The organism is Streptomyces sp. NPDC001744 (assembly GCF_042892575.1).
Classification (GTDB): Bacteria; Actinomycetota; Actinomycetes; order Streptomycetales; family Streptomycetaceae; genus Streptomyces.
Window position 1 is genome coordinate 1 of the sequence record NZ_JBIAUG010000036.1, and the last position, 19,621, is coordinate 19,621.

20 protein-coding genes are annotated in these 19,621 nt (G+C 72.5%); 10 read left to right on the plus strand and 10 right to left on the minus strand.

Features of this window, described 5'->3' with window-relative positions:
* Positions 1-90 precede the first annotated feature (90 nt).
* Positions 91-606, minus strand: a complete 516-nt coding sequence (trxA, locus tag ACFYZY_RS28840; protein WP_388699937.1) for a thioredoxin — start codon at positions 604-606, stop codon at positions 91-93.
* A 155-nt stretch (positions 607-761) separates the two neighbouring features.
* On the opposite strand from trxA, the gene ACFYZY_RS28845 reads away from it, so the two are divergent.
* Complete coding sequence (locus ACFYZY_RS28845; RefSeq protein WP_388699940.1) at positions 762-1,526, plus strand: MerR family transcriptional regulator; 765 nt, start codon at positions 762-764, stop codon at positions 1,524-1,526.
* A gap of 171 nt (positions 1,527-1,697) precedes the next feature.
* On the opposite strand, the gene ACFYZY_RS28850 is transcribed toward ACFYZY_RS28845, so the two are convergent.
* Entirely contained in the window at positions 1,698-2,042 is a 345-nt protein-coding gene (locus ACFYZY_RS28850) for a hypothetical protein (protein ID WP_388699943.1), read from the minus strand.
* A 142-nt stretch (positions 2,043-2,184) separates the two neighbouring features.
* Entirely contained in the window at positions 2,185-2,832 is a 648-nt protein-coding gene (locus tag ACFYZY_RS28855) for a CatB-related O-acetyltransferase (protein ID WP_388699945.1), read from the minus strand.
* 361 nt (positions 2,833-3,193) lie between these two features.
* On the opposite strand from ACFYZY_RS28855, the gene ACFYZY_RS28860 reads away from it, so the two are divergent.
* Positions 3,194-4,633, plus strand: coding sequence for a dihydrolipoyl dehydrogenase family protein (locus ACFYZY_RS28860; RefSeq protein WP_388699947.1), 1,440 nt, complete (start codon positions 3,194-3,196; stop codon positions 4,631-4,633).
* Positions 4,634-4,907: 274 nt separating this feature from the next.
* Here the strand turns inward: ACFYZY_RS28860 and ACFYZY_RS28865 are convergent, their stop codons facing one another.
* From ACFYZY_RS28865 to ACFYZY_RS28880, 4 genes are all read right to left on the minus strand, one after another.
* Positions 4,908-5,582 carry a DUF305 domain-containing protein gene (locus tag ACFYZY_RS28865; RefSeq protein WP_388699997.1) on the minus strand — a complete coding sequence of 225 codons (675 nt, stop codon included), beginning with the start codon at positions 5,580-5,582 and terminating at the stop codon, positions 4,908-4,910.
* 125 nt (positions 5,583-5,707) lie between these two features.
* Positions 5,708-6,106, minus strand: coding sequence for a DUF6153 family protein (locus ACFYZY_RS28870; RefSeq protein WP_388699950.1), 399 nt, complete (start codon positions 6,104-6,106; stop codon positions 5,708-5,710).
* Between the two features lie 51 nt (positions 6,107-6,157).
* Entirely contained in the window at positions 6,158-6,502 is a 345-nt protein-coding gene (locus ACFYZY_RS28875) for a tetratricopeptide repeat protein (protein ID WP_388699953.1), read from the minus strand.
* A 128-nt stretch (positions 6,503-6,630) separates the two neighbouring features.
* Positions 6,631-7,278: a class I SAM-dependent methyltransferase gene (locus ACFYZY_RS28880; RefSeq protein WP_388699956.1), complete on the minus strand. Its 648-nt coding sequence runs from the start codon at positions 7,276-7,278 to the stop codon at positions 6,631-6,633.
* A gap of 543 nt (positions 7,279-7,821) precedes the next feature.
* On the opposite strand from ACFYZY_RS28880, the gene ACFYZY_RS28885 reads away from it, so the two are divergent.
* The 5 genes from ACFYZY_RS28885 to ACFYZY_RS28905 are packed head-to-tail and all read left to right on the plus strand — an operon-like array spanning position 7,822 to position 12,189.
* Positions 7,822-9,396, plus strand: a complete 1,575-nt coding sequence (locus ACFYZY_RS28885) for an ATP-binding protein (RefSeq protein ID WP_388699958.1) — start codon at positions 7,822-7,824, stop codon at positions 9,394-9,396.
* 1 nt (position 9,397) lies between these two features.
* A complete protein-coding gene (locus ACFYZY_RS28890) occupies positions 9,398-9,805 on the plus strand; it encodes a roadblock/LC7 domain-containing protein (RefSeq protein ID WP_388699961.1) in 408 nt (135 codons plus the stop codon).
* On the plus strand, positions 9,802-10,158 hold the full coding sequence (locus tag ACFYZY_RS28895) for a DUF742 domain-containing protein (protein WP_388699964.1): 357 nt from the start codon (positions 9,802-9,804) through the stop codon (positions 10,156-10,158). The genes ACFYZY_RS28890 and ACFYZY_RS28895 overlap by 4 nt, the downstream gene beginning before the upstream one ends.
* Complete coding sequence (locus ACFYZY_RS28900) at positions 10,139-10,759, plus strand: ATP/GTP-binding protein (protein ID WP_388699967.1); 621 nt, start codon at positions 10,139-10,141, stop codon at positions 10,757-10,759. The genes ACFYZY_RS28895 and ACFYZY_RS28900 overlap by 20 nt, the downstream gene beginning before the upstream one ends.
* Positions 10,756-12,189: a cytochrome P450 gene (locus ACFYZY_RS28905; RefSeq protein WP_388699970.1), complete on the plus strand. Its 1,434-nt coding sequence runs from the start codon at positions 10,756-10,758 to the stop codon at positions 12,187-12,189. The genes ACFYZY_RS28900 and ACFYZY_RS28905 overlap by 4 nt, the downstream gene beginning before the upstream one ends.
* Before the next feature lie 24 nt (positions 12,190-12,213).
* On the opposite strand, the gene ACFYZY_RS28910 is transcribed toward ACFYZY_RS28905, so the two are convergent.
* Positions 12,214-13,248 (minus strand): hypothetical protein, encoded by a 1,035-nt coding sequence (locus tag ACFYZY_RS28910; protein WP_388699972.1) that lies wholly within the window; start codon positions 13,246-13,248, stop codon positions 12,214-12,216.
* Between the two features lie 331 nt (positions 13,249-13,579).
* Here ACFYZY_RS28910 and ACFYZY_RS28915 point away from each other — a divergent pair, with 331 nt between their 5' ends.
* On the plus strand, positions 13,580-14,137 hold the full coding sequence (locus ACFYZY_RS28915; protein ID WP_388699975.1) for a PadR family transcriptional regulator: 558 nt from the start codon (positions 13,580-13,582) through the stop codon (positions 14,135-14,137).
* Positions 14,138-14,194: 57 nt separating this feature from the next.
* On the plus strand, positions 14,195-15,919 hold the full coding sequence (locus ACFYZY_RS28920) for an acyl-CoA dehydrogenase family protein (protein ID WP_388699978.1): 1,725 nt from the start codon (positions 14,195-14,197) through the stop codon (positions 15,917-15,919).
* Between the two features lie 87 nt (positions 15,920-16,006).
* On the opposite strand, the gene katG is transcribed toward ACFYZY_RS28920, so the two are convergent.
* Complete coding sequence (katG, locus tag ACFYZY_RS28925; RefSeq protein WP_388699981.1) at positions 16,007-18,271, minus strand: catalase/peroxidase HPI; 2,265 nt, start codon at positions 18,269-18,271, stop codon at positions 16,007-16,009.
* Positions 18,272-18,526: 255 nt separating this feature from the next.
* Between katG and ACFYZY_RS28930 the strand changes: the two genes are divergently transcribed.
* On the plus strand, positions 18,527-18,943 hold the full coding sequence (locus tag ACFYZY_RS28930; RefSeq protein WP_388699983.1) for a Fur family transcriptional regulator: 417 nt from the start codon (positions 18,527-18,529) through the stop codon (positions 18,941-18,943).
* Between the two features lie 65 nt (positions 18,944-19,008).
* On the opposite strand, the gene tpx is transcribed toward ACFYZY_RS28930, so the two are convergent.
* The gene (gene tpx, locus ACFYZY_RS28935) at positions 19,009-19,509 is read right to left on the minus strand and encodes a thiol peroxidase (protein ID WP_388699985.1); all 501 of its coding nucleotides are present in this window, start codon (positions 19,507-19,509) and stop codon (positions 19,009-19,011) included.
* Positions 19,510-19,621 lie beyond the last annotated feature (112 nt).

The following is a 19,621-nucleotide window of genomic DNA, read 5'->3' on the forward strand; positions in this document are numbered from 1 at the left end:
AGGGCACTGGCCTCATGGGTGAGCTGGTTCTCCATAGGGCCACAGCTTAGAAGTCGAGCAACGTCACTCTACGGACCCATCAGACAGGCCCTAGGCGTCCTGCCCGCCCCGGTCGTCCTGTCCGCCCCGGGCGTTCTGCGCCTCCGCGACGGACTTGCGCACCTCGTCCATGTCCAGCTTGCGCGCCTGGCCGATCAGGTCCTCCAGGGCGGCCTCCGGCAGCGCCCCCGGCTGCGCGAACACGGCCACCTTGTCGCGCACGATCATCAGGGTCGGGATCGACTGGATCTCGAACGCCGCCGCCAGCTCCTGCTGGGCCTCGGTGTCCACCTTGGCGAAGACGAGGTCCTGGTGGCGCTCGGAAGCGGCCTCGAAGACCGGACCGAACTGACGGCAGGGACCGCACCAGGCAGCCCAGAAATCGATCAGGACGAACTCGTTGTCGCTCACGATCTCGTCGAAGTTGTCCTTGGTGAGTTCTACGGTGCTCATGTCTTCCTGCCTCCGAGCTGCATAGACGGTGCGATCTTGGTCGGCTTCCGAGACGCCGTGGGAACACGAGGGCCTCATGGCGAGCCTAAACCCGTGTGCGAACAAAGGCGGCATCGTGACCGGTCACCGGGTGACGTGACGCACGGGCGGTGCGTGGCGGGCGGAGAGTTTCCTGTCCGACGGGGTTCCGGACTTGCGCTTTCCGTTGCGGCAACTTCTACGGTCATGTGTGTGGCCGGAGGGACCGGCCCGGCGAGGGGGGCACCGGCATGGCCTGGTCGATCGCGGAGGTGGCGCGGATGTCCAGGGTGACGTCGCGGACGCTGCGGCACTACGACGAGATCGGCCTGTTGCCGCCCGCACGGATCGGGAGCAACGGGCACCGCTACTACGAGGAGGCCGGTCTGCTGCGGTTGCAGCAGATCATGCTGATGCGGGAGCTGGGCTTGGGGCTGCGCGAGATCCGGGCGGTCCTGGACAGCCGGCTCGACCGGGTGGCCGTGCTCCGCGAGCACCACCGACGGCTGCTCGCGGAACGGGACCGGCTGGAGACGCTGGCCCGTACGGTCGGCCGCACCATCGCCGAACTGGAAGAAGGTGGGGACGACGGGAAGATGACGAAGATCAACAAGCCGGAGAACCTGTTCGAGGGGTTCCAGGCCCCCTCCGAGGCCGAGGCCGAGGTGCGGGAGCGGTGGCCGCAGGCGTGGGAGCGGTCCCGGCAGGCAGTCGAGGCGATGACCCCCGAGGAAACGGAGCGCTGGCAACGTGAGGTGACGGCGCAGATGATCCGTATGGCGGAGTTCATGGTGGCCGGCACGCCGGTCTCCGACCCCGCCGTACAGGCCGAGGTGGACGCCAACTACCGGCAGATCTGCCGGTTCTGGACCCCGACCGCGGCGGCGTACAAGGGAGTGGGCCAGACCTATGTCGACGACCCGCGGATGCGGGCCAACTTCGACAGGATCGCCGAAGGTCTCGCCGTCTACCAGCGCGATGCGATGACCGTGTACGCCGATGCCCGGCTGAGCTGACCGCACGTGCCCGAGGGCCGGGTGCGCGGGTGACCGCGCACCCGGTCGTGGTACGCGAACGCGCTCGAGGGCCGGGGCCGCGGCGTCACGACGAGCGCGCCCACGCCTTCACGGGCACCGTGACCTCGGCCTCGATCCGCCCGTGGCTCGGGCCTTGACGAACGGGTTCCGTCAGCGGGCTTCCAGCTCTTCGGCCCTCTTCGTGAGTTCCGCCGCGATGTCGTCCCAGTCCGGACCGTGCAGCCACAGGCTCCGCGCGGCCTCCCTCAGGAGGGCCGGCTCGTCGGGCCGCTGCAACAGGACAAGCCGATAGGCGAGGTTGCGGACCCAGACCGGGAGCCGGCCGTCGGCCAGGTTCGGGCAGAGCTCCCGCAGCATCGAGAGGATCGCGTCCGCGCCGGCGAACGTCAGCTCTTCCACGAAGTGGTTCTGGTGATGCTCCTGACCGCACGCCGGAGTCGGACGGAACTCGTCTCCGTAGAGACACCGGGCGTGCTCGGTCAGCGTGCTGTGCATGCGCCGCAGCCTATGACGTCGTGATCGCCGGACGGAACTCGGGGAGCAGGCGCGCGCGCGACGCCGAACTCGCTGCCCTCGGGGCCGGCCACGACCTGGCGGTGGGCACGCCGGCGGTCCTCTTCCGGAGGCGGCCGGCGGATCAGACGCGCGGGGAGGGGGCGGCGGCTTCGAGGTCGTCGACCGTCCCGGACATGAGGGTGCGGATGTGGGCGGTGATGTGTTCCGCGGGCCAGTCCCACCAGGCCACCGCGAGGAGACGGGCGATGTCCTCCTCCTCGTAGCGGGTGCGCAGGAGGCGGGCCGGGTTGCCGCCGACGACGCCGTAGTCCGGCACGTCCTTGGTGACCACGGAGCCGCTGCCGATGATCGCGCCGTGCCCGATGCGCACCCCGGGCAGCACGGTCGCCCCGTGACCGAACCAGACGTCGTTGCCGACGACGGTGTCGCCCCGGTTCGGCAGGCCCGCGAGCAGGTCGAAGTGATCGGCCCAGGAGCCGCCCATGGTCGGGAACGGGAAGGTGGAGGGGCCGTCCATCCGGTGGTTGGCACCGTTCATCAGGAAGCGCACGCCCGTGCCGAGCGCGCAGAACTTGCCGATGACCAGCTTCTCCGGTCCGTAGTGGTAGAGGACGTTGCGGGTCTCGAACGCGGTGGCGTCGTCCGGGTCGTCGTAGTACGAGTACTCCCCCACCTCGATCAGCGGCGAGGTCACCAGCGGTTTGAGCTGTACGACCCTCGGCTGGCCGGGCATCGGGTGGAGCACGGTGGGGTCGGCGGGTACGGACATGGCGGGCATCCTCGTCGTGTGCGCGTGGTGGAGGGGTGATCGGTGACCGGCTGGTCGTGCGGCGGCGCGTGGGAGGACGGGTGTCCGGACCACGCGCGAAGAGCCCGGCGGAGGGAGGGAAGGAGAGTACCGGAGGATGTGCCGACGGGCGCGGCCCGTGCGGGACGGGCTTCGGTCGTACAAGGGGTGTCGCGGGCCGGGCCGGCGGGGAGCGGCCGGGCCGGTCCCGGCACCGCGCCCGGATGTGGCACCGCCGTCGCCGGGGGAGAACGGCGCGTGTCCTCGCGGTCCCCCGGAGACTCGCCCGGCGCGACGGCGTATCGCGCCGCGCTGTTCCGCTCCCTGCCCGCAGACTGGGACCATGACACATACGGTGGAGAACGAGCAGGTCTACGACGTGGTGGTGCTGGGCGCGGGGCCGGTCGGCGAGAACGTCGTCGACCGGGTGCGGGCGGCCGGCCTCAGTGCCGCGATCGTCGAGAGCGAACTGATCGGCGGCGAGTGCTCGTACTGGGCCTGCATGCCAAGCAAGGCGCTGTTGCGCCCCGCGATCGCCCGCTCCGACGCGCGGGCGGTCGCGGGACTGCGGGAGGCGGTCCGGGGACCCCTGGACGCGCCGGAGGTCCTGGCCCACCGGAACGAGGTGGTCGGGGACTGGAAGGACGACGCCCAGCTGGACTGGCTCGACTCGACCGGCGCCCGGGTCTTCCGGGGCCACGGCCGCTTCCTCGGACCGCGCCGGGTCGAGGTCGTGAGCCCCGAGGGCGAGCGCCACGTCCTCACCGCCCGGCACGCCGTCGCCGTCTGCACCGGCAGTCGGGCCCTCCTGCCCGAGCTGCCCGGCCTCCCCGGCGCGCGGCCCTGGACCAGCCGCGAGGCGACCTCCTCCTCGCACGTGCCCGAGCGCCTCGTCGTGGTGGGCGGGGGAGTGGTGGGGGCCGAGATGGCCACCGCCTGGCAGGCCCTCGGCTCCCGGGTGACGGTGCTGGCGCGGGGCGGAAGGCTGCTGCCCCGCATGGAACCGTTCGTCGGCGAGCACGTGGCCGCCGCCCTCACGGAGCGCGGCGCGGACATCCGCGACGCGTCGGTGACCGCGGTGGTGCGGGACGGGGGCACCGGCCCGGTCACCGCGGTCCTGGAGGGCGGCGACCGCGTCGAGGGCGACGAGGTGCTCTTCGCGACCGGCCGGGCCCCGCGCACCGAGGACATCGGCCTGGAGACGGTCGGCCTGGAGCCGGGCTCCTGGCTGGACGTGGACGACAGCCTCCGGGTCCGCGGCAGCGACTGGCTCTACGCCGTCGGGGACGTCAACCGCCGCGCGCTCCTGACCCACCAGGGCAAGTACCAGGCCCGGATCGCCGGCGCCGCGATCGCCGCCCGCGCGCGGGGGGACGCCCTCCCGGACGCCGGGAACTGGGGCGCGTACACCGCAACGGCCGACCACGCCGCCGTGCCGCAGGTGGTGTTCACCGACCCCGAGGCGGCCGCCGTCGGCCTCACGCTGGCCGGGGCGGAACGGGCGGGGCTGCGGGTCCGGGCCGTGGACCTGGACCTGGGCGGGGTCGCCGGGGCCGGTCTCTACGCCCAGGGCTACCGGGGGCACGCGCGGATGGTCGTGGACCTGGACCGGGAGGTCGTCGTCGGCGCCTCCTTCGTCGGTCCGGCCGTCGGCGAACTCCTCCACTCGGCGACGGTCGCCGTCGTCGGCGAGGTCCCGATCGCCCGTCTGTGGCACGCCGTCCCGTCGTACCCGACCCTGAGCGAGGCGTGGCTGCGCCTCCTGGAGGCGTACCGGGGCTGACGGCCCCCCGTCACCGCCCGGCGGGAACGAGCCGGGGGGCCAGGACGCGCGCCACCGAGCGGGCGGCCTCCAGAGCGGGGCCCACCTCCTGGCCCAGGACCACCCGGGTGCTCAACCCCGCGACGGGGCACCCCGGCTCGCGCGCCCGTCACCTCGGCGCGTTCCAGGACCGCGTCCGCGCCCGGCGGGGGCGTGCCCGCCGTCGCCGGCCGTCACGGCATTCGGCCGTGCGCCGTTCCCGGGCCGGCGCGACCGGCCCGGGAACGGCGGGGCATCAGAGCCGGCCGAGGATCTTCCGCAGCTCGGCGACCTCGGCGGACTGGGTCCGCACGACGTCGTCGGCCAGCTTCCTGGTCGTGGCGTTGAGGCCGTTCCGCCGCTCGTCCTCGGCCATGGCCACCGCACCGTCGTGGTGGGCGATCATCAGCTCGGCGAAGGCGCGGTCGAACTCCTTGCCCGTGGCGGCCGCCAGCTTCTTCATGTCCCGCTCGGACATCATCCCGGCCATGCCGTGGCCGGAGCCGTGACCGCCCCCGTGGTCGGCGGACTCGGGCCTGTTCCAGCCCTTGAGCCAGGCCCGCATCTTCCGGATCTCCGGGTCCTGGGCCCGCTCGATCGCGGCGACCAGCTTCCTGACGCCGGCGTCCTCGGCCCGCCCGTCGGCGAGCCGCGCCATCTCCAGGGCCTGCTCGTGGTGGGGGATCATCATCTGCGCGAACATGACGTCCGCGTCGTTGAAGGGCCCCGGAGCGGGTGCCGGGGAGGCGGCGGCCCCGGGTGCGGCGGCGGTGGCGGACGGGGAGGCGGCGGACGAGGAGGCGGCGGACGAGGAGGCGGACGCCGACGGGGCGGTGCCGTCCGCGCCGCAGGCGGTGAGCAGGAGCCCGGTCGCGGCGGCGGCGCCGACGAGGGCGGACGTCCGGAGGGCGCGGTTCGTGAAGACACGCATGTGCATGGGTGGTACCTCGTGTGCTGTTCGTGCGGATCGTACGGACCCGTGCGGTTCCGTACGGGGAAAAGGGCAGGCCGGAGGCGCCCACGGGCAGCGCGGGGCGCCCGTGGGAGAGGGCCGGCCTATATCCGCAGGACGGACAGCCGGGCGAGGTCGGGGGGACGGCGGGGCGGGGCGTGCGGGGCCCGCACGTGCGCGAGGCGCGTCAGGAAGGGGACGAGCCGTCCGGGGCCGCGTCCCAGCGCGGCCAGGACGAGCCGCGCCAGCAGCCAGACGCCGAGGACGGCCACGCACAGGGTGCTCATGTCCGTCCCGGCGCCGGGGTCGTGCCGGGCGCCGGAGTCCCCGCCGTCGTGTCCGGGGGAGGCGGCCGCCGCGGCCGTGTGCGCGCCGCCGCCGGATCCCTCGGGGTGGCCCACGGTGTGCATCAGGAACACGCCGAGCGCGAGCACGACGACGAGCAGGAGGTGCGCCGAGGCGCCTCCCGCTCGTCGTTTCCGCCCCATCCGGTGTGTCCGCACAGCCAGAACCTCCTGGCCGCGAATATACCGCGAGGGGGTATCAGAAGCGCGTCAGGACACCGTCTCGCCCGCCATGGCGGCGGCCATGCGCAGATGCGGCGCGGCCTCCTCCGGACGGCCCAGGCGCTCCAGCGTGCGCCCGAGCATCAGCCGGGCGTAGTGCTCGACCGGGTCGCGCTCCAGGATCGCCCGCAGCTCCGTCTCGGCGCGGGAGAGCTGCGCGGAGTGGTAGTACGCACGGGCGAGGAGGAGCCGCTGGGCCGTCTGGTCCGGGTGCTCGGCGACGAGGCCGCGCAGGATGCGGACGGCGGTCCCGTACTCCTTCGCCCCGAAGAACAGCTGCGCCCGGTCCCAGCGCTCCCCGGCCGTGCCGAACTCGTAGTACGTCTCGCTCATCCGCTCTTCCCTTCCGGAGTTCCGGTACCGCCTCCCAGGAGGCGGTCGTCCGGATCAACGGGCCGGGGTCGTTGAAAATTCCACTAAGCTTCCCGCCGTGCGTCGGCGGCCCGCGCGGGCCGCCCGGGCTACGCGGGCGGGCGGACGGCGTGCACGTAGAGGTGCGGCTCGGGCTCCGCCTCCGGGCCGTGCGGCCGGTACAGGGCGGTGGAGTGGTGGACCACCTCCAGCCCCGCCTCCTCCAGGACGCGCAGCTGGTCCTCGGTCGCGAGGCTGCTCACGCGGACCTCGTGCCCCATCCACACGATGTCGAGGAGCCGGACGTCCCCCGGCACGGTGGCCATCGCGAACGACCCGCCGGGGGCGACCCAGGAGGCCATCCTGGCCAGGGAGTCCGCGACCTCGGGCTGGTCCATCACCAGCAGGGGGAAGAAGGCGCACACCGCGTCGTACCCCCCGGCGGGGGGCCGGTAGGTGCGCACGTCGGCCTGTTCGAAGCGGGCGGCGGGCACCTGTCGCCGGGCCAGGCGGACCATCTCGCCCGACACGTCGATCCCGGTGACCCCGAAGCCCGCCCGGGTCAGCGCCTCCGCCGCCGGACGTCCGGTGCCGCTGCCCACGTCCAGGACGCGGGCGCCGGGGGCCAGGCGCCCCGTGAGCCAGTCCAGGGCCGCGAGCTGGCCGGGGACGTCGGCGAACACCTCCTCGTACCGTGCGCCGACCTCGTCGAACACCGCCGCGGCGGACTTCCCCCGGTGCTGTGCGCCCTCGCTCACCGCACCACCTCCTCGTCCCGGTGGATCCCGGTCACCGGCCCGCGGGTCCGGGGCCGTCGTGGCCCCAGCATGCCAAGGGGCGCGGGGGCGGGGGAGTCCTTCGCCCGTTTCCGCGCGTTCCGCGCCCGGCCTCCCGCGACGGTCACGGCCCTGAGGGCCGGGCGTCAGAAAATGATCGGTTCATTGCATTTCAGATAGGGCGATCGGTCGTTTTATGGGTTCGGAATGACCGGTGAGGGTTGTACTTTCCGCAAAGTCACGCGGGGAACACGAACTGACTATGCTCCCCGATGTGTTGCGCCGCGCTCACGGCGAGTCATGGGCGCCGTGGGGCGGCGAACGGAGTGCGGCCGCAAAGGGAAGCGAACAAAATCGCGATTCCGGAGTGACCCGCGGGGACCTCGTCGGAGCACATCCACCTGCCCGAACGGAGTCCGCCCCCGTTCCTCCCGGCGCATCGCGTCACCTCGGTCCGCTCATTCCAGACTGTTTAGGGACCCCTTGATGGTTCATGCAGGTTCGAATTCCAGAACCCGGCCAACCGTGGTTGACCGGACGTGGCTCCTCCCTTCGGGGTTCCTGGCCGGAGCCACCGTGGCGGGGCTGCTCCTTTCCCCTGCGCAGATACGGCCGGCGGTCGCCTGGTGCGGCCTCGTCGCGGTCGTCCTGACGGCCGTCGTCTCGGCCTGGACCGCGCGCCGGCTGCGCTCGGCGGAAGCGGCCCGCCACACGCGGGCGAGGGCCGAGGCGGAGAAGTACTACGAACAGCGCGAGGCCACCCTGCTCGGGCGCCTGGCCGACCAGCTGACCACCACCGCGTGGCTCGCCGAGGAGCTGCTTCCCGCGGCCGTCACCCGCCTGCAGAGGGGCGAGGCCGCCTCGGACATCCTGCACGCCGTCGACTTCGGGAAGCACATCGACGACGAGTTCGCCGAAGCGCTCAAGGGAGCCCTGCGGACGGTGCTCGAAGCGGTGGAGGGCGAGGAGCACACGCGGGACGCCTCCCAGCGGGCCCTCGTGGCGGTCGCGCGCCGGGTCCAGGCGATCGTGCACCAGCTCGCCAAGGACCTCCACGCCATGCAGATCCTGCACGGCAACGACATCGTGGTCTCCCGCGGCCTCCAGGACGTCGACCACCGCAACGCCCTGATCGGCCGCCTCGCCGCCAGCATCGCGGTCCTGGGCGACGCCCGGCCCGGCCGCCAGTGGTCGAAGGCGATCCCGCTCTACGACGTCCTGCGCGGCGCCATGTCGCGCATCGTGGACTACCCCCGCGTCAAGCTCCAGGCGGTGGCGGAGGTGGCAGTGATCGGTCCGGGCGCCGAACCGCTGATCCACCTGCTCGCCGAACTGCTCGACAACGCCACGTCGTTCTCGCCCCCGCACACACCGGTGGAGGTGACCGCGAACGAGGTGCCCTCCGGCGTCGCGATCGAGATCGAGGACCGCGGGGTCGGACTCACCGAAGAGGTCCGGCAGCGCGTCGAACGCGTCATGGAGCAGTCGCGCGAGACCATCCAGCTCGCCAGCCTCGGCGAGGTGACGCAGCTCGGCCTGCCCGTCGTCAGCCGGCTGGCCCGCGAGCACGGCTGCGAGGTCCACCTGCGGACCTCCGCCTACGGGGGCGTCCGGGCCGTCGTGCTCGTTCCCCGGCGTCTCATCACCACGATGCCCCAGCCCACCATCAGGACGGGCGGGCTCGCCCGCAGGCGTGTGCCCGGCCCGGCCAGGACCGCGCCGATGCCGGCCAGGACCGCGCCGGCGCCGATCGGCAGCGCGCCGACGCCGGCCGGGAACGCCCCGGCGCAGACCGGAACCGCGCCCGCGCCGACCCGGCCCGCCCCGGTGCGGACCGGACCCGCGCCCGCGCAGGTGCGCGCCGTCACCGCCGCGGATTCCGGCGGGACCGGGAAGACCGTCAACGGACTCCCGCAGCGACGAAGGGAAACACCCGTCCCGCCACCGGTCGTGGTGACGTCCTCCACACCGCCCCCCTCCCGGAGCACCTCCGGAACGGCCCCCCAGCCGGGCCTGATGTGGGAGGCGTTCAACGGAGACAAGAGATCGGGCGCCGAACCCCTCCCTTCCCCCAGCGAGCCGTCAGATGAGGACGAGTAACATGCAGCCACTGCCCAACATGGACTGGATGCTCACGGAACTCGTGAGCAGCGTTCCGTACGTGCGACACGTGGTCGTCCTCTCGGCCGACGGCCTGTGCATCGGGCAGGCGAACACGGCGCCCGACACCGCCGACGCCATCGCCGCCGCCTGCTCCGGCATCCAGAGCCTGGCGAAGGCCATCGCCCAGATGTTCCCGCACGGGGACGGCTCGACGCGCATGGTCGGGGTCGAGGCCGACGGCGGGTACTTCTCCCTGATGGCGGCCGGCCCCGGCGCCTACCTCGCGGTCCTCGCCGACCAGGAGGTGGACGCCGGACTGCTCGGCGACCGCATGCGGACACTGGTGCTCCGGATCGGCCAGCACATGACCAGCCCGCCCCGGCAGGACGTCGGGCAGGCGATGTGACATCGGAGAACCAGAATCCCTGGGACGAAGGCACCCCCGTTCCGCTCTACGTCATCACCGGCGGTTCCGGTCCCTCGGCCAAGGGCTTCGACCTGGTCACCCTCATCGCGGCGAGGGCCGTGCCCGACCCCGCGACGCAGCCCGAACAGGCGGCCATCCTCTCCCTGTGCGAGTACCCGCTCTCGGTGGCCGAACTGTCGGCGTACCTCAGCCTTCCGTTCAGCGTCGTCACCGTCCTGCTGTCCCAGCTCGTCGAGGAGGAACGGGTCGAGGCCATCGCACCCGTCCCCGTGGCGGCATACCCCGAACGCGGCCTACTGGAGGCGGTGATCCATGGACTACGCAAGCTCTGACGCCCCCGTCGCCGGCCCGCGCGGCACCGACGTGCTGCCCCACGGCTCCAGGGGGGTCAAGGTCGTGATCGTCGGCGGCTTCGGCGTCGGCAAGACCACCCTGGTCGGGACGGTGAGCGAGATCCCGCCCCTGACCACCGAGGAGACCATGACGCAGGCGGGCGTCGGGATCGACCACAACCCCGGCGCCAAGGGCAAGAACACCACGACCGTCGCGATGGACTTCGGACGGATCAGCATCAACCGCGAACTGATCCTCTACCTGTTCGGGACCCCCGGACAGGAGCGCTTCTGGTTCCTGTGGAACGGCATCTTCGAGGGCGCGCTCGGTGCCGTGGTCCTCGTCGACACCCGCAGGATCGAAGTCTGCTTCGAGGTCATCACCCGTCTCGAAGACCGCCGCGTCCCCTTCGTCGTGGCCGTCAACACCTTCCCGGAGGCCCCGCAGTACCCCCTGCCGGACCTCCGCACCGCTCTGGCCCTCGGCGAATCCGTGCCCATCGTCACCTGTGACGCACGGGACCGGGCGTCCTGCCGTGACGCCCTGCTCTCGCTGATGGACTACCTGTGCACCCTCGTCGCCGCCCAGGAGACCGCATGAACTTCCCACCCGCCGGACACACCACCGCGCACGCCGGCCAGGTTCCGCCCCCGGGCTGTCCGGCCCACGCCTCAGCCGGAACCGACGGAGCGGTCCGGCTCTACGGCACGGCGGCGGCCACGGACCCCATGGGCCTGTACGAGGAACTGCGGGCCGTCCACGGCCCGGTGGCGCCCGTCCTGCTCGACGGCGACGTGCGCGCCTGGCTCGTCCTGGGGTATCCGGAGAACCGGGACGTGGCCAGCCGCCCGACGCAGTTCTCCCGCGACCCCCGGGTCTGGCACGGCTGGAGGAGCGGGGAGATCGACCCCGCCACCTCCCCGCTCATGCCGATGATCGGCTGGCGCCCCGACTGCGTCTGCGCGGACGGGGAGGAGCACCAGCGCCTGCGCGGCGCGGTCACCGCGGCCCTCGGCCAGTTCGACCACCGGGGGATCCGCCGCCGCATCACCCGCTTCGCCCACCAGCTGATCGACGGGTTCTGCGAGGACGGCGAAGCCGAGCTGGTGGGGCAGTTCACCGAGCACCTGCCCATGCTCACCCTCATCCACCTGCTCGGGATGTCCGACGAGGAGAGTCCCGAACTCGTCCCCGCCGCCCGTGACCTCTTCAAGGCCACCGAGACGTCGCTCGCCAGCAACGCCTACGTCCTGGAGAGCCTCGAACGGCTTGTCGTCGCCAAACGGGCCCGCCCGGGGCACGACATCGCCTCCGCGCTGATGGCCCACCCCGCGGGCCTCACGGACGAGGAGGTCCAGCACCACCTGCGCCTCATCCTGCTCGCCGGTTACGAGACGACCGCCAACCTCATGTCCAACGTCCTGCGCATGGTCGTCACCGACCCCCGGTTCCGCGGCTCGCTGGCCGGCGGCCAGATGACCCTGCCCGAAGCGGTGGAGCAGGTCCTCTGGGACGAGCCGCCGCTGATGGTGTGTCCGGGCCGCTGGGCCAACAGCGACACCACCCTCGGCGGACAGCGGATCAGGGCGGGGGACATGCTCCTCCTCGGCCTGGCCGCCGGGAACATGGACCGGACGATCCGCCCCGACCCCTCGGCCCCGGTGCACCACAACCGGGCCCACCTGTCCTTCAGCGCCGGCACGCACGAGTGCCCCGGCCAGGACATCGGCCGCATCATCGCCGACGCGGGCATCGACCTCCTGCTCACCCGGCTCCCCGACGTGGCTCTGGCCGTCCCGGAGGAGAGCCTCGACTGGCGCTCCTCCACCTGGGCCCGGCACCTCACGGCGCTGCCCGTGACCTTCTCCCCGCGCTCCCCCCGGACCCACGACGACCCGGCCCCCCTTCCGGCCCCGCCCGCCCGGAACAGCGGGGAGCCCTCGGCGCCGCCGTGGCCCGCCGCCGTGCCCCGCCCCGCGCCCCGCGCCTCCTGGTGGGCGCGCGTCAGGAGCCTCCTGCGGAGGCGGTAGGGCGACGGAGCGGGACCCGGCCCGCTACGTTTCCGGGAACGCCCCGTTCCCGGAAACGTAGCGGGGTGCCCCCGTGTACCAGGCGTGGATTCCGGAGAGGAAGCCGCAGGCGCCCCGGAGCCACGTCTCCAGCCCGGCCCGCTCGTCACGGTCGAGGCCGGACCGCCGTACGAGCGGCGGCAGTTCGTTCCGCCGGAGGTGCTCGAACTCCCGCAGCCTGGCGTTCACCAGGTGGAAGGCGGCGGGCACGGCCTCGTGGAGGGGGATGCCCAGGGACGTCCCGACGACCAGGACCAGGTTGTTGACGTCGTTCTCCTCGTGGACCTCCCTCTCGTAGGAGGCGAGGTCGTTCGCCAGCCCCATGAAGTCCATGAAGGCGTCCAGCAGGGCCCGGACCGTCCGGTCGTGCCGGATCCGCTCGGGTATCCGCGCGCCCGTGGCCAGTTCGACGGAGTAGGGGGCGGTGTACGCGGCGAAGCTCTCGCGCCGGAACGGGGCGTAGTCGATCAGATGGGGAACGCGGCCGCTGAGGCTGTTGGCCAGTTCCTCGACCCCCGCGTCGACGTACCGGACCAGCGCGCGGAGGAAATCGTGGCGCCAGTGCGCCAGTTCCGGCGGGAAGAGGTGCCGCCGGAGATCGGCGAGCCCCCGCTCGACGGCGTTGACCGGCTCCGGCAGCCGGACGTCCGGCTCGGGGCGCAGGAACGCGTGCAGCCGGGTGGTGAAGGCCCGTGCCCCGGGGAGGTCGCCGGTCTGCTTGAAGGCGGCGGCGAAGTGGTCGTCCCAGGCCAGCGTCCAGATGTTGAACCGGTGGTTCAGCCGGAGGGCGGCGAACGAGGCGTCGGGAAGGGTCCAGGCGGTCAACTGGTCGACGGTCATGGCGTGGAAGGCGGACGGGCCCCACACCCCGCGCCGTTCCGGCCCGTCCCCGTGGCCGTCCAGCATGCCCATCTCGCGGGCCCAGGTCTCGCTCTCCCCGCGCAGGTCCGGCAGGTGCGGGTTCACCCGCAGGGGATGGGGCATCCACAGCCGGGGGAGTTCGACGGCGCGCACTGTCATGGACCGACCTCTTTCTCTCCTCGGGCCGCACCGTGCGGGCGGCCCGGCCGCGGGGAGGCGGTCCGCCCGGTCGTCCCCGCCCCACTGCGGGGAGGGCGGACACGCTTCCGGACGGCGTGCCGGAGCGGCATGGCGCGCCGCCCGTGCTTCCGCGTGTGAGCCCCCCACTGCCGAAATCCGGACGATGCCCGTCCTGAAGCTCCCCAAACCTGCCCGCCGCACATGCCCGGCAACCCCGCGTCCCTCCGGACGGCGGCCGGCGAGGTGAGCCGCGTCTCATCGCACCCGCCCGATCTTGCTATGCAACGAGTTGCATAGCAAGATCGGGCGCATGGCGCTCGACCACGCGATCCTCGTGTCCCTGCTCGAGAAGCCCGGGTCCGGCTACGAGCTGGCCAGGCGCTTCGAACGGTCCATCGGATACTTCTGGACCGCCACCCACCAGCAGATCTACCGCGTGCTCAAGCGCATGGAGAGCGACGGCTGGATCGACGTCCGGGACGTGCCGCAGCAGGGGCGCCCGGACAAGAAGGAGTACTCCGTCGCCGCGCCCGGACGGGACGCGCTCTCCGCGTGGCTGCACGCGCCGATCGAACCCGAGAGCGTGCGGCACGACCTCGCGGTGAAGATCCGGGCCGCCGCCTTCGACGACCCGGCCGCGCTCATCGGCGAGGTCGAACGGCACCGGCGGGCGCACACCGACCGCCTGGAGCACTACCTCGCGGGCGAGGCGCGCGACTTCCCGGCGTCCGGCGCCCACGGTCCGCCCGACGCCGAGCGGGAGCTCCAGCACGCCGTGCTGCGCGGCGGCATCGCGTACGAGCGGATGATGATCGCCTGGCTGGACGACGTCCTCGTCACGCTCGCCCGCTTCGAGGCCGGGCGCTGACGCCCCGCACCACAGCACCCCACCCCCACCCCACCCCGAGCCGGAAAGGCGGACGTCATGGCCGACCCGCTGCTGTTCAACCCGCACACCTACGACCCCGCGCACTTCGACCCGGAGACCCGCCGGCTCCTGCGCGCCACCGTCGACTGGTTCGAGGCGCGCGGCAAGCGCCGCGTCATCGAGGACTACCGCACCCGGGCCTGGCTCGGCGACTTCCTCGCCTTCGCCGCGGAGGAGGGCCTCTTCGCCACCTTCCTCACCCCGTCCTCCGCCGCGGGCGAGGACGAGGGCGACAAGCGCTGGGACACCGCCCGCATCGCCGCCCTCAACGAGATCCTCGGCTTCTACGGCCTCGACTACTGGTACGCGTGGCAGGTCACCGTCCTCGGCCTGGGCCCGGTGTGGCAGAGCGACAACGCCGCCGCCCGCGCCCGCGCCGCCGAACTCCTCTCCCGGGGCGAGGTGTTCGCCTTCGGCCTCTCCGAGAAGTCGCACGGCGCCGACATCTACTCCACGGACATGCTGCTCACGCCCGACGGCGAGGGCGGCTTCCGCGCCACCGGATCCAAGTACTACATCGGCAACGGCAACGCGGCCGGACTCGTCTCCGTCTTCGGCCGCCGGGCGGACGTCGAGGGCCCCGACGGCTACGTCTTCTTCGCCGCCGACAGCCGCCACCCGGCGTACCGCCTCGTCAAGAACGTCGTCGACTCCTCGAAGTACGTCAGCGAGTTCCGCCTGGAGGACTACCCGGTCGCCGCCGAGGACGTCCTGCACACCGGCCGCGCCGCCTTCGACGCCGCCCTCAACACGGTCAACGTCGGCAAGTTCAACCTGTGCACCGCCTCCATCGGCATCTGCGAGCACGCGATGTACGAGGCCGTCACCCACGCGCGGAACCGCGTCCTGTACGGCCGGCCCGTCACCGCCTTCCCGCACGTGCGGCGCGAGCTGACCGACGCGTACGTCCGGCTCGTCGGCATGAAGCTGTTCAGCGACCGGGCCGTCGACTACTTCCGCACCGCCGGTCCCGACGACCGCCGCTACCTCCTCTTCAACCCCATGACGAAGATGAAGGTGACCACGGAGGGCGAGAAGGTCATCGACCTGATGTGGGACGTCATCGCCGCCAAGGGCTTCGAGAAGGACACCTACTTCGCCGAGGCGGCCGTGGAGATCCGGGGCCTGCCGAAGCTGGAGGGCACCGTCCACGTCAACCTGGCGCTGATCCTCAAGTTCATGCGCAACCACCTCCTCGACCCGGTCGCGTACGAGCCCGTCCCGACCCGCCTGGACGCGGCCGACGACGCGTTCCTCTTCCGCCAGGGGCCCGCCCGGGGACTCGGCTCGGTCCGCTTCCACGACTGGCGCCCCGCCTACGAGGCGTACGCCCACCTGGCCAACGTCGCCCGGTTCCGCGAACAGGCCGACGCGCTCTGCGCGTTCGTCCTCGAGGCCGCTCCCGACGAGGAGCAGAGCCGTGACCTCGACCTCCTCCTCGCCGTCGGCCAGCTCTTCGCGCTGGTCGTCCACGGGCAGCTGGTCCTGGAGCAGGCCGCCCTGACCGGTCTCGACGAGGACGTGCTCGACGAGCTGTTCGCCGTCCTCGTCCGCGACTTCTCCGCGCACGCGGTCGAGCTGCACGGCAAGGACTCCGCGACCGAGCCGCAGCAGCTCTGGGCGATCGGCGCCGTCCGGCGCCCCGTCGCGGACGAGGCGCGCTCGGAGCGCGTCTGGCGGCGCGTCGAGGCGCTGTCGGGCGCGTACGAGATGAGGCCCTGAGCCTCCGGGGCCCGGGACCGGACGGGCTTCCCTCCCGGTCCCGGACCCCGGGCCGGACGGCGGGGAGCCGTCCGGCCCGGAAGGGGATCAGGCGAGGTCGAACCGGTCCAGGTTCATCACCTTGTCCCACGCGGAGACGAAGTCCCGCACGAACTTCTCCTTCGCGTCGTCGCTCGCGTAGACCTCGGCCACCGCGCGCAGCTCACTGTTGGAGCCGAAGACGAGGTCGGCGCGGGTGCCCGTCCACCTGACCGTGCCGGTCGCGGTGTCGTGGGCCTCGAAGAGGTTCGGGTCCCCGGCCACCGGCTTCCAGACCGTGCCCATGTCGAGCAGGTTGACGAAGAAGTCGTTCGTCAGGGAGCCCGGGGTCGTGGTCAGGACGCCGTGCCGCGACTGCTGGTGGTTCGCGTCCAGGACGCGCAGACCGCCGACGAGGACCGTCATCTCGGGGGCGCTCAGGTTCAGCAGGTTGGCCCGGTCGACCAGCAGGAACTCGGCCGGGAGGCGGTTTCCCTTGCCGAGGTGGTTGCGGAAGCCGTCCGCCTTCGGCTCCAGGGCGGCGAAGGACTCCACGTCGGTCTGCTCCTGCGAGGCGTCCACGCGGCCGGGCCGGAAGGGGACCTCGACCTCGACGCCGGCGTTCCTGGCGGCCTGCTCGACGCCCGCGGCCCCGGCCAGCACGATCAGGTCGGCCAGCGAGATCCGCCGGCCGTCGGTCCGGGAGCCGTTGAACGAGTCGCGGACGCCCTCCAGGACGCGCAGTACCGCCGACAGCCGCTCGGGGTCGTTGACCTCCCAGCCGATCTGCGGCTGGAGGCGGACGCGCGCGCCGTTGGCCCCGCCGCGCTTGTCGCTGCCCCGGAAGGAGGAGGCCGACGCCCAGGCGGTGGAGACCAGCTGGGAGACCGTCAGGTCCGTGGCGAGGACGCTCCTCTTGAGGGCGGCGACGTCCTCGGCGTCCACGAGCTCGTGGTCCACCTCGGGCAGCGGGTCCTGCCAGAGCAGCACCTCGGACGGCACCTCGGGACCCAGGTAGCGGGAGACCGGGCCCATGTCGCGGTGCGTCAGCTTGAACCAGGCCCGCGCGAAGGCGTCCGCGAACTCCTCGGGGTTCTCGTGGAAGCGCCGGGAGATCCGCTCGTACGCCGGGTCGAAGCGCAGCGACAGGTCGGTGGTCAGCATGGTCGGGGCGTGGGTCTTCGACGGGTCGTGGGCGTCCGGGACCGTGCCCGCGCCCGCGCCGTCCTTCGGCCGCCACTGGTGGGCGCCGGCGGGGCTCCTGAACAGCTCCCACTCGTAACCGAAGAGGATGTCGAAGAAGCTGTTGTCCCAGGTGGTCGGCGTGTTCGTCCAGGTCACCTCCAGGCCGCTGGTGATGGTGTCGCCGCCCTTGCCGGTGCCGTGGGAGTTCGCCCAGCCGAAGCCCATGGCCTCGATCGGCGCGGCCTCGGGGTCGTCGCCGACGCTCTCCGAGGGACCGGCGCCGTGGGCCTTGCCGAAGGTGTGCCCGCCCGCGATGAGCGCGACCGTCTCCTCGTCGTTCATCGCCATCCGGCGGAAGGTCTCCCGGATGTCGCGGGCCGCCGCGACCGGGTCCGGATTGCCGTTCGGGCCCTCGGGGTTGACGTAGATGAGGCCCATCTGCACCGCGCCGAGCGGTTCCTCCAGCTCGCGGTCGCCGGTGTAGCGCTCGTCGTCGAGCCAGGTGGTCTCGGGGCCCCAGTACACGTCCTCGTCGGGCTCCCACACGTCCTCGCGGCCGCCGGCGAAGCCGAACGTCCTGAGGCCCATCGACTCCAGGGCGACGTTGCCGGTGAGGATCAGGAGGTCGGCCCAGGAGAGGTTCCGGCCGTACTTCTTCTTGACCGGCCACAGCAGCCGGCGGGCCTTGTCCAGATTGACGTTGTCGGGCCAGCTGTTGAGGGGGGCGAAGCGCTGCTGGCCGGCGCCGGCGCCGCCGCGGCCGTCGGTGATGCGGTACGTCCCCGCGCTGTGCCAGGCCATCCGGACCATGAGGGGGCCGTAGTGGCCGAAGTCGGCGGGCCACCAGTCCTGCGAGGTCGTGAGCACCTCGGCTATGTCCCGCTTGACGGCCGGGAGGTCGAGGCTCCCGAACGCCTCGGCGTAGTCGAAGTCCTCGCCCAGCGGGTTGGCCACGGCGGGGTTCTTGGCCAGGATCTTCAGGTTCAGCCGGTTCGGCCACCACTGGTTGTTGCCGCCGCCCTGGGTCGGGTGGGCGGCGCGGCCGTGCGCGACCGGGCAACCGCCTCCGGCTTCGTCCAGCTTCGCGTCCACGACGATCGCGTCGTGGTTCTCGGGGGCCTCGTTCTCGGACACGCGGTTCTCAGACATCGGAATCCTTCCGGACCTGGCGGACAACAGTGCTCAGGAAGGGGGATCGGCGGAGCGGTCGGGCCGGGTCCGGAGAGCCGCCCCGTCCCCGGTTCCCGCCGCGCTGACGTCTTCCTGTCCCTTGGCCATCAACGGAAGCGATCCTACGATGGACCTTGTCCAAGTCAAGATCGATGTCACGTCATTGTCCGGGGAGGGCCCGCCGGGCACCGGCGGCCCCCCGGCCCCGCGCCGAAGCCGAAGAGGTGAACAGACATGAGCGACCTGCTGGAACGGCTGCGATCCCGGGGCTGGCGGATGACGTCCCAGCGGCGGGTGGTCGCGGAGGTCCTGGCCGGCGACCACGTGCACCTCACGGCGGACGAGGTGCACGCGCGGGCGGCCGAACGGCTGCCGGAGATCGCGCGGGCGACGGTCTACAACACCCTCGGCGAACTCGTCGCCCTGGGGGAGGTCGTGGAACTCCCCACGGACGGACGGGCCAAGCGCTACGACCCGAACGCGCACCGGACGCACCAGCACCTGGTCTGCTCGGGCTGCGGGACCATCCGGGACGTCCATCCGACGGGGGACCCGCTGGCCGCGCTGCCGGCCGGGGAACGGTTCGGCTTCGCCGTGGAGAAGGCCGACGTGACGTACCGGGGGCTGTGCCCGGACTGCGCGCGGAAGTGAGCCGGTACGACGGAAGGGGCCCGCCGCCGGCACCGGCGACGGGCCCCTTCCGGGGGCGGCGACGGTCACTTCAGGACGGCCAGCGCCTCGTCGTAGGAGGGCTCGTCCGCGATCTCGTCCACGAGCTGCGCGTGCAGGACCGTGTCGTTCTCGTCCAGGACGACGACCGCGCGGGCGGTCAGGCCCGCCAGCGGGCCGTCCTCGATGTCCACGCCGTAGTCGTTGTGGAACGCGCGGCCGCGCAGCGTCGAGAGGGTCTTGACGTTCTCCAGGCCCTCGGCACCGCAGAAGCGCGCCTGGGCGAAGGGGAGGTCGGCGGAGACGCAGAGCACCACCGTGTTCTCCAGCTCCTCCGCCCTCTTGTTGAACGCGCGGACGGAGGAGGCGCACGTCGGGGTGTCGACGCTCGGGAAGATGTTGAGGACCTTGCGCATCCCGGCGAAGTCCTTGAGCGACGTGTCGGCCAGCCCCTCGGCGACGAGCGTGAAGCCGGGTGCCTGGCTGCCGGGGGCCGGCAGCACGCCGCCGACCCGCACCGGGCTGCCCTTCAGCGTGACCTGGGTCATGGGGATCTCCTTCGGACGTACGAGTGACAACGGAGGGAATCGTACGGAGTCCGGGCCGCCCGCGCGGCCGCGCCCCGTGGACGGGCCCGGCCCTCCACGGGACGCGACCGCC

Excerpts from the sequence above, each read along its gene's own strand:
- ACFYZY_RS28910 (WP_388699972.1), bottom strand. The coding sequence starts at position 13,248 with ATGACAGTGCGCGCCGTCGAACTCCCCCGGCTGTGGATGCCCCATCCC.
- ACFYZY_RS28920 (WP_388699978.1), top strand. The coding sequence starts at position 14,195 with ATGGCCGACCCGCTGCTGTTCAACCCGCACACCTACGACCCCGCGCAC.
- ACFYZY_RS28900 (WP_388699967.1), top strand. The coding sequence starts at position 10,139 with ATGGACTACGCAAGCTCTGACGCCCCCGTCGCCGGCCCGCGCGGCACC.
- ACFYZY_RS28855 (WP_388699945.1), bottom strand. The coding sequence starts at position 2,832 with ATGTCCGTACCCGCCGACCCCACCGTGCTCCACCCGATGCCCGGCCAG.
- trxA (WP_388699937.1), bottom strand. The coding sequence starts at position 606 with ATGCCGCCTTTGTTCGCACACGGGTTTAGGCTCGCCATGAGGCCCTCG.
- ACFYZY_RS28860 (WP_388699947.1), top strand. The coding sequence starts at position 3,194 with ATGACACATACGGTGGAGAACGAGCAGGTCTACGACGTGGTGGTGCTG.
- ACFYZY_RS28845 (WP_388699940.1), top strand. The coding sequence starts at position 762 with ATGGCCTGGTCGATCGCGGAGGTGGCGCGGATGTCCAGGGTGACGTCG.
- ACFYZY_RS28915 (WP_388699975.1), top strand. The coding sequence starts at position 13,580 with ATGGCGCTCGACCACGCGATCCTCGTGTCCCTGCTCGAGAAGCCCGGG.
- ACFYZY_RS28875 (WP_388699953.1), bottom strand. The coding sequence starts at position 6,502 with ATGAGCGAGACGTACTACGAGTTCGGCACGGCCGGGGAGCGCTGGGAC.
- ACFYZY_RS28905 (WP_388699970.1), top strand. The coding sequence starts at position 10,756 with ATGAACTTCCCACCCGCCGGACACACCACCGCGCACGCCGGCCAGGTT.
- ACFYZY_RS28850 (WP_388699943.1), bottom strand. The coding sequence starts at position 2,042 with ATGCACAGCACGCTGACCGAGCACGCCCGGTGTCTCTACGGAGACGAG.
- ACFYZY_RS28890 (WP_388699961.1), top strand. The coding sequence starts at position 9,398 with ATGCAGCCACTGCCCAACATGGACTGGATGCTCACGGAACTCGTGAGC.
- ACFYZY_RS28865 (WP_388699997.1), bottom strand. The coding sequence starts at position 5,582 with ATGCGTGTCTTCACGAACCGCGCCCTCCGGACGTCCGCCCTCGTCGGC.
- tpx (WP_388699985.1), bottom strand. The coding sequence starts at position 19,509 with ATGACCCAGGTCACGCTGAAGGGCAGCCCGGTGCGGGTCGGCGGCGTG.
- katG (WP_388699981.1), bottom strand. The coding sequence starts at position 18,271 with ATGTCTGAGAACCGCGTGTCCGAGAACGAGGCCCCCGAGAACCACGAC.
- ACFYZY_RS28930 (WP_388699983.1), top strand. The coding sequence starts at position 18,527 with ATGAGCGACCTGCTGGAACGGCTGCGATCCCGGGGCTGGCGGATGACG.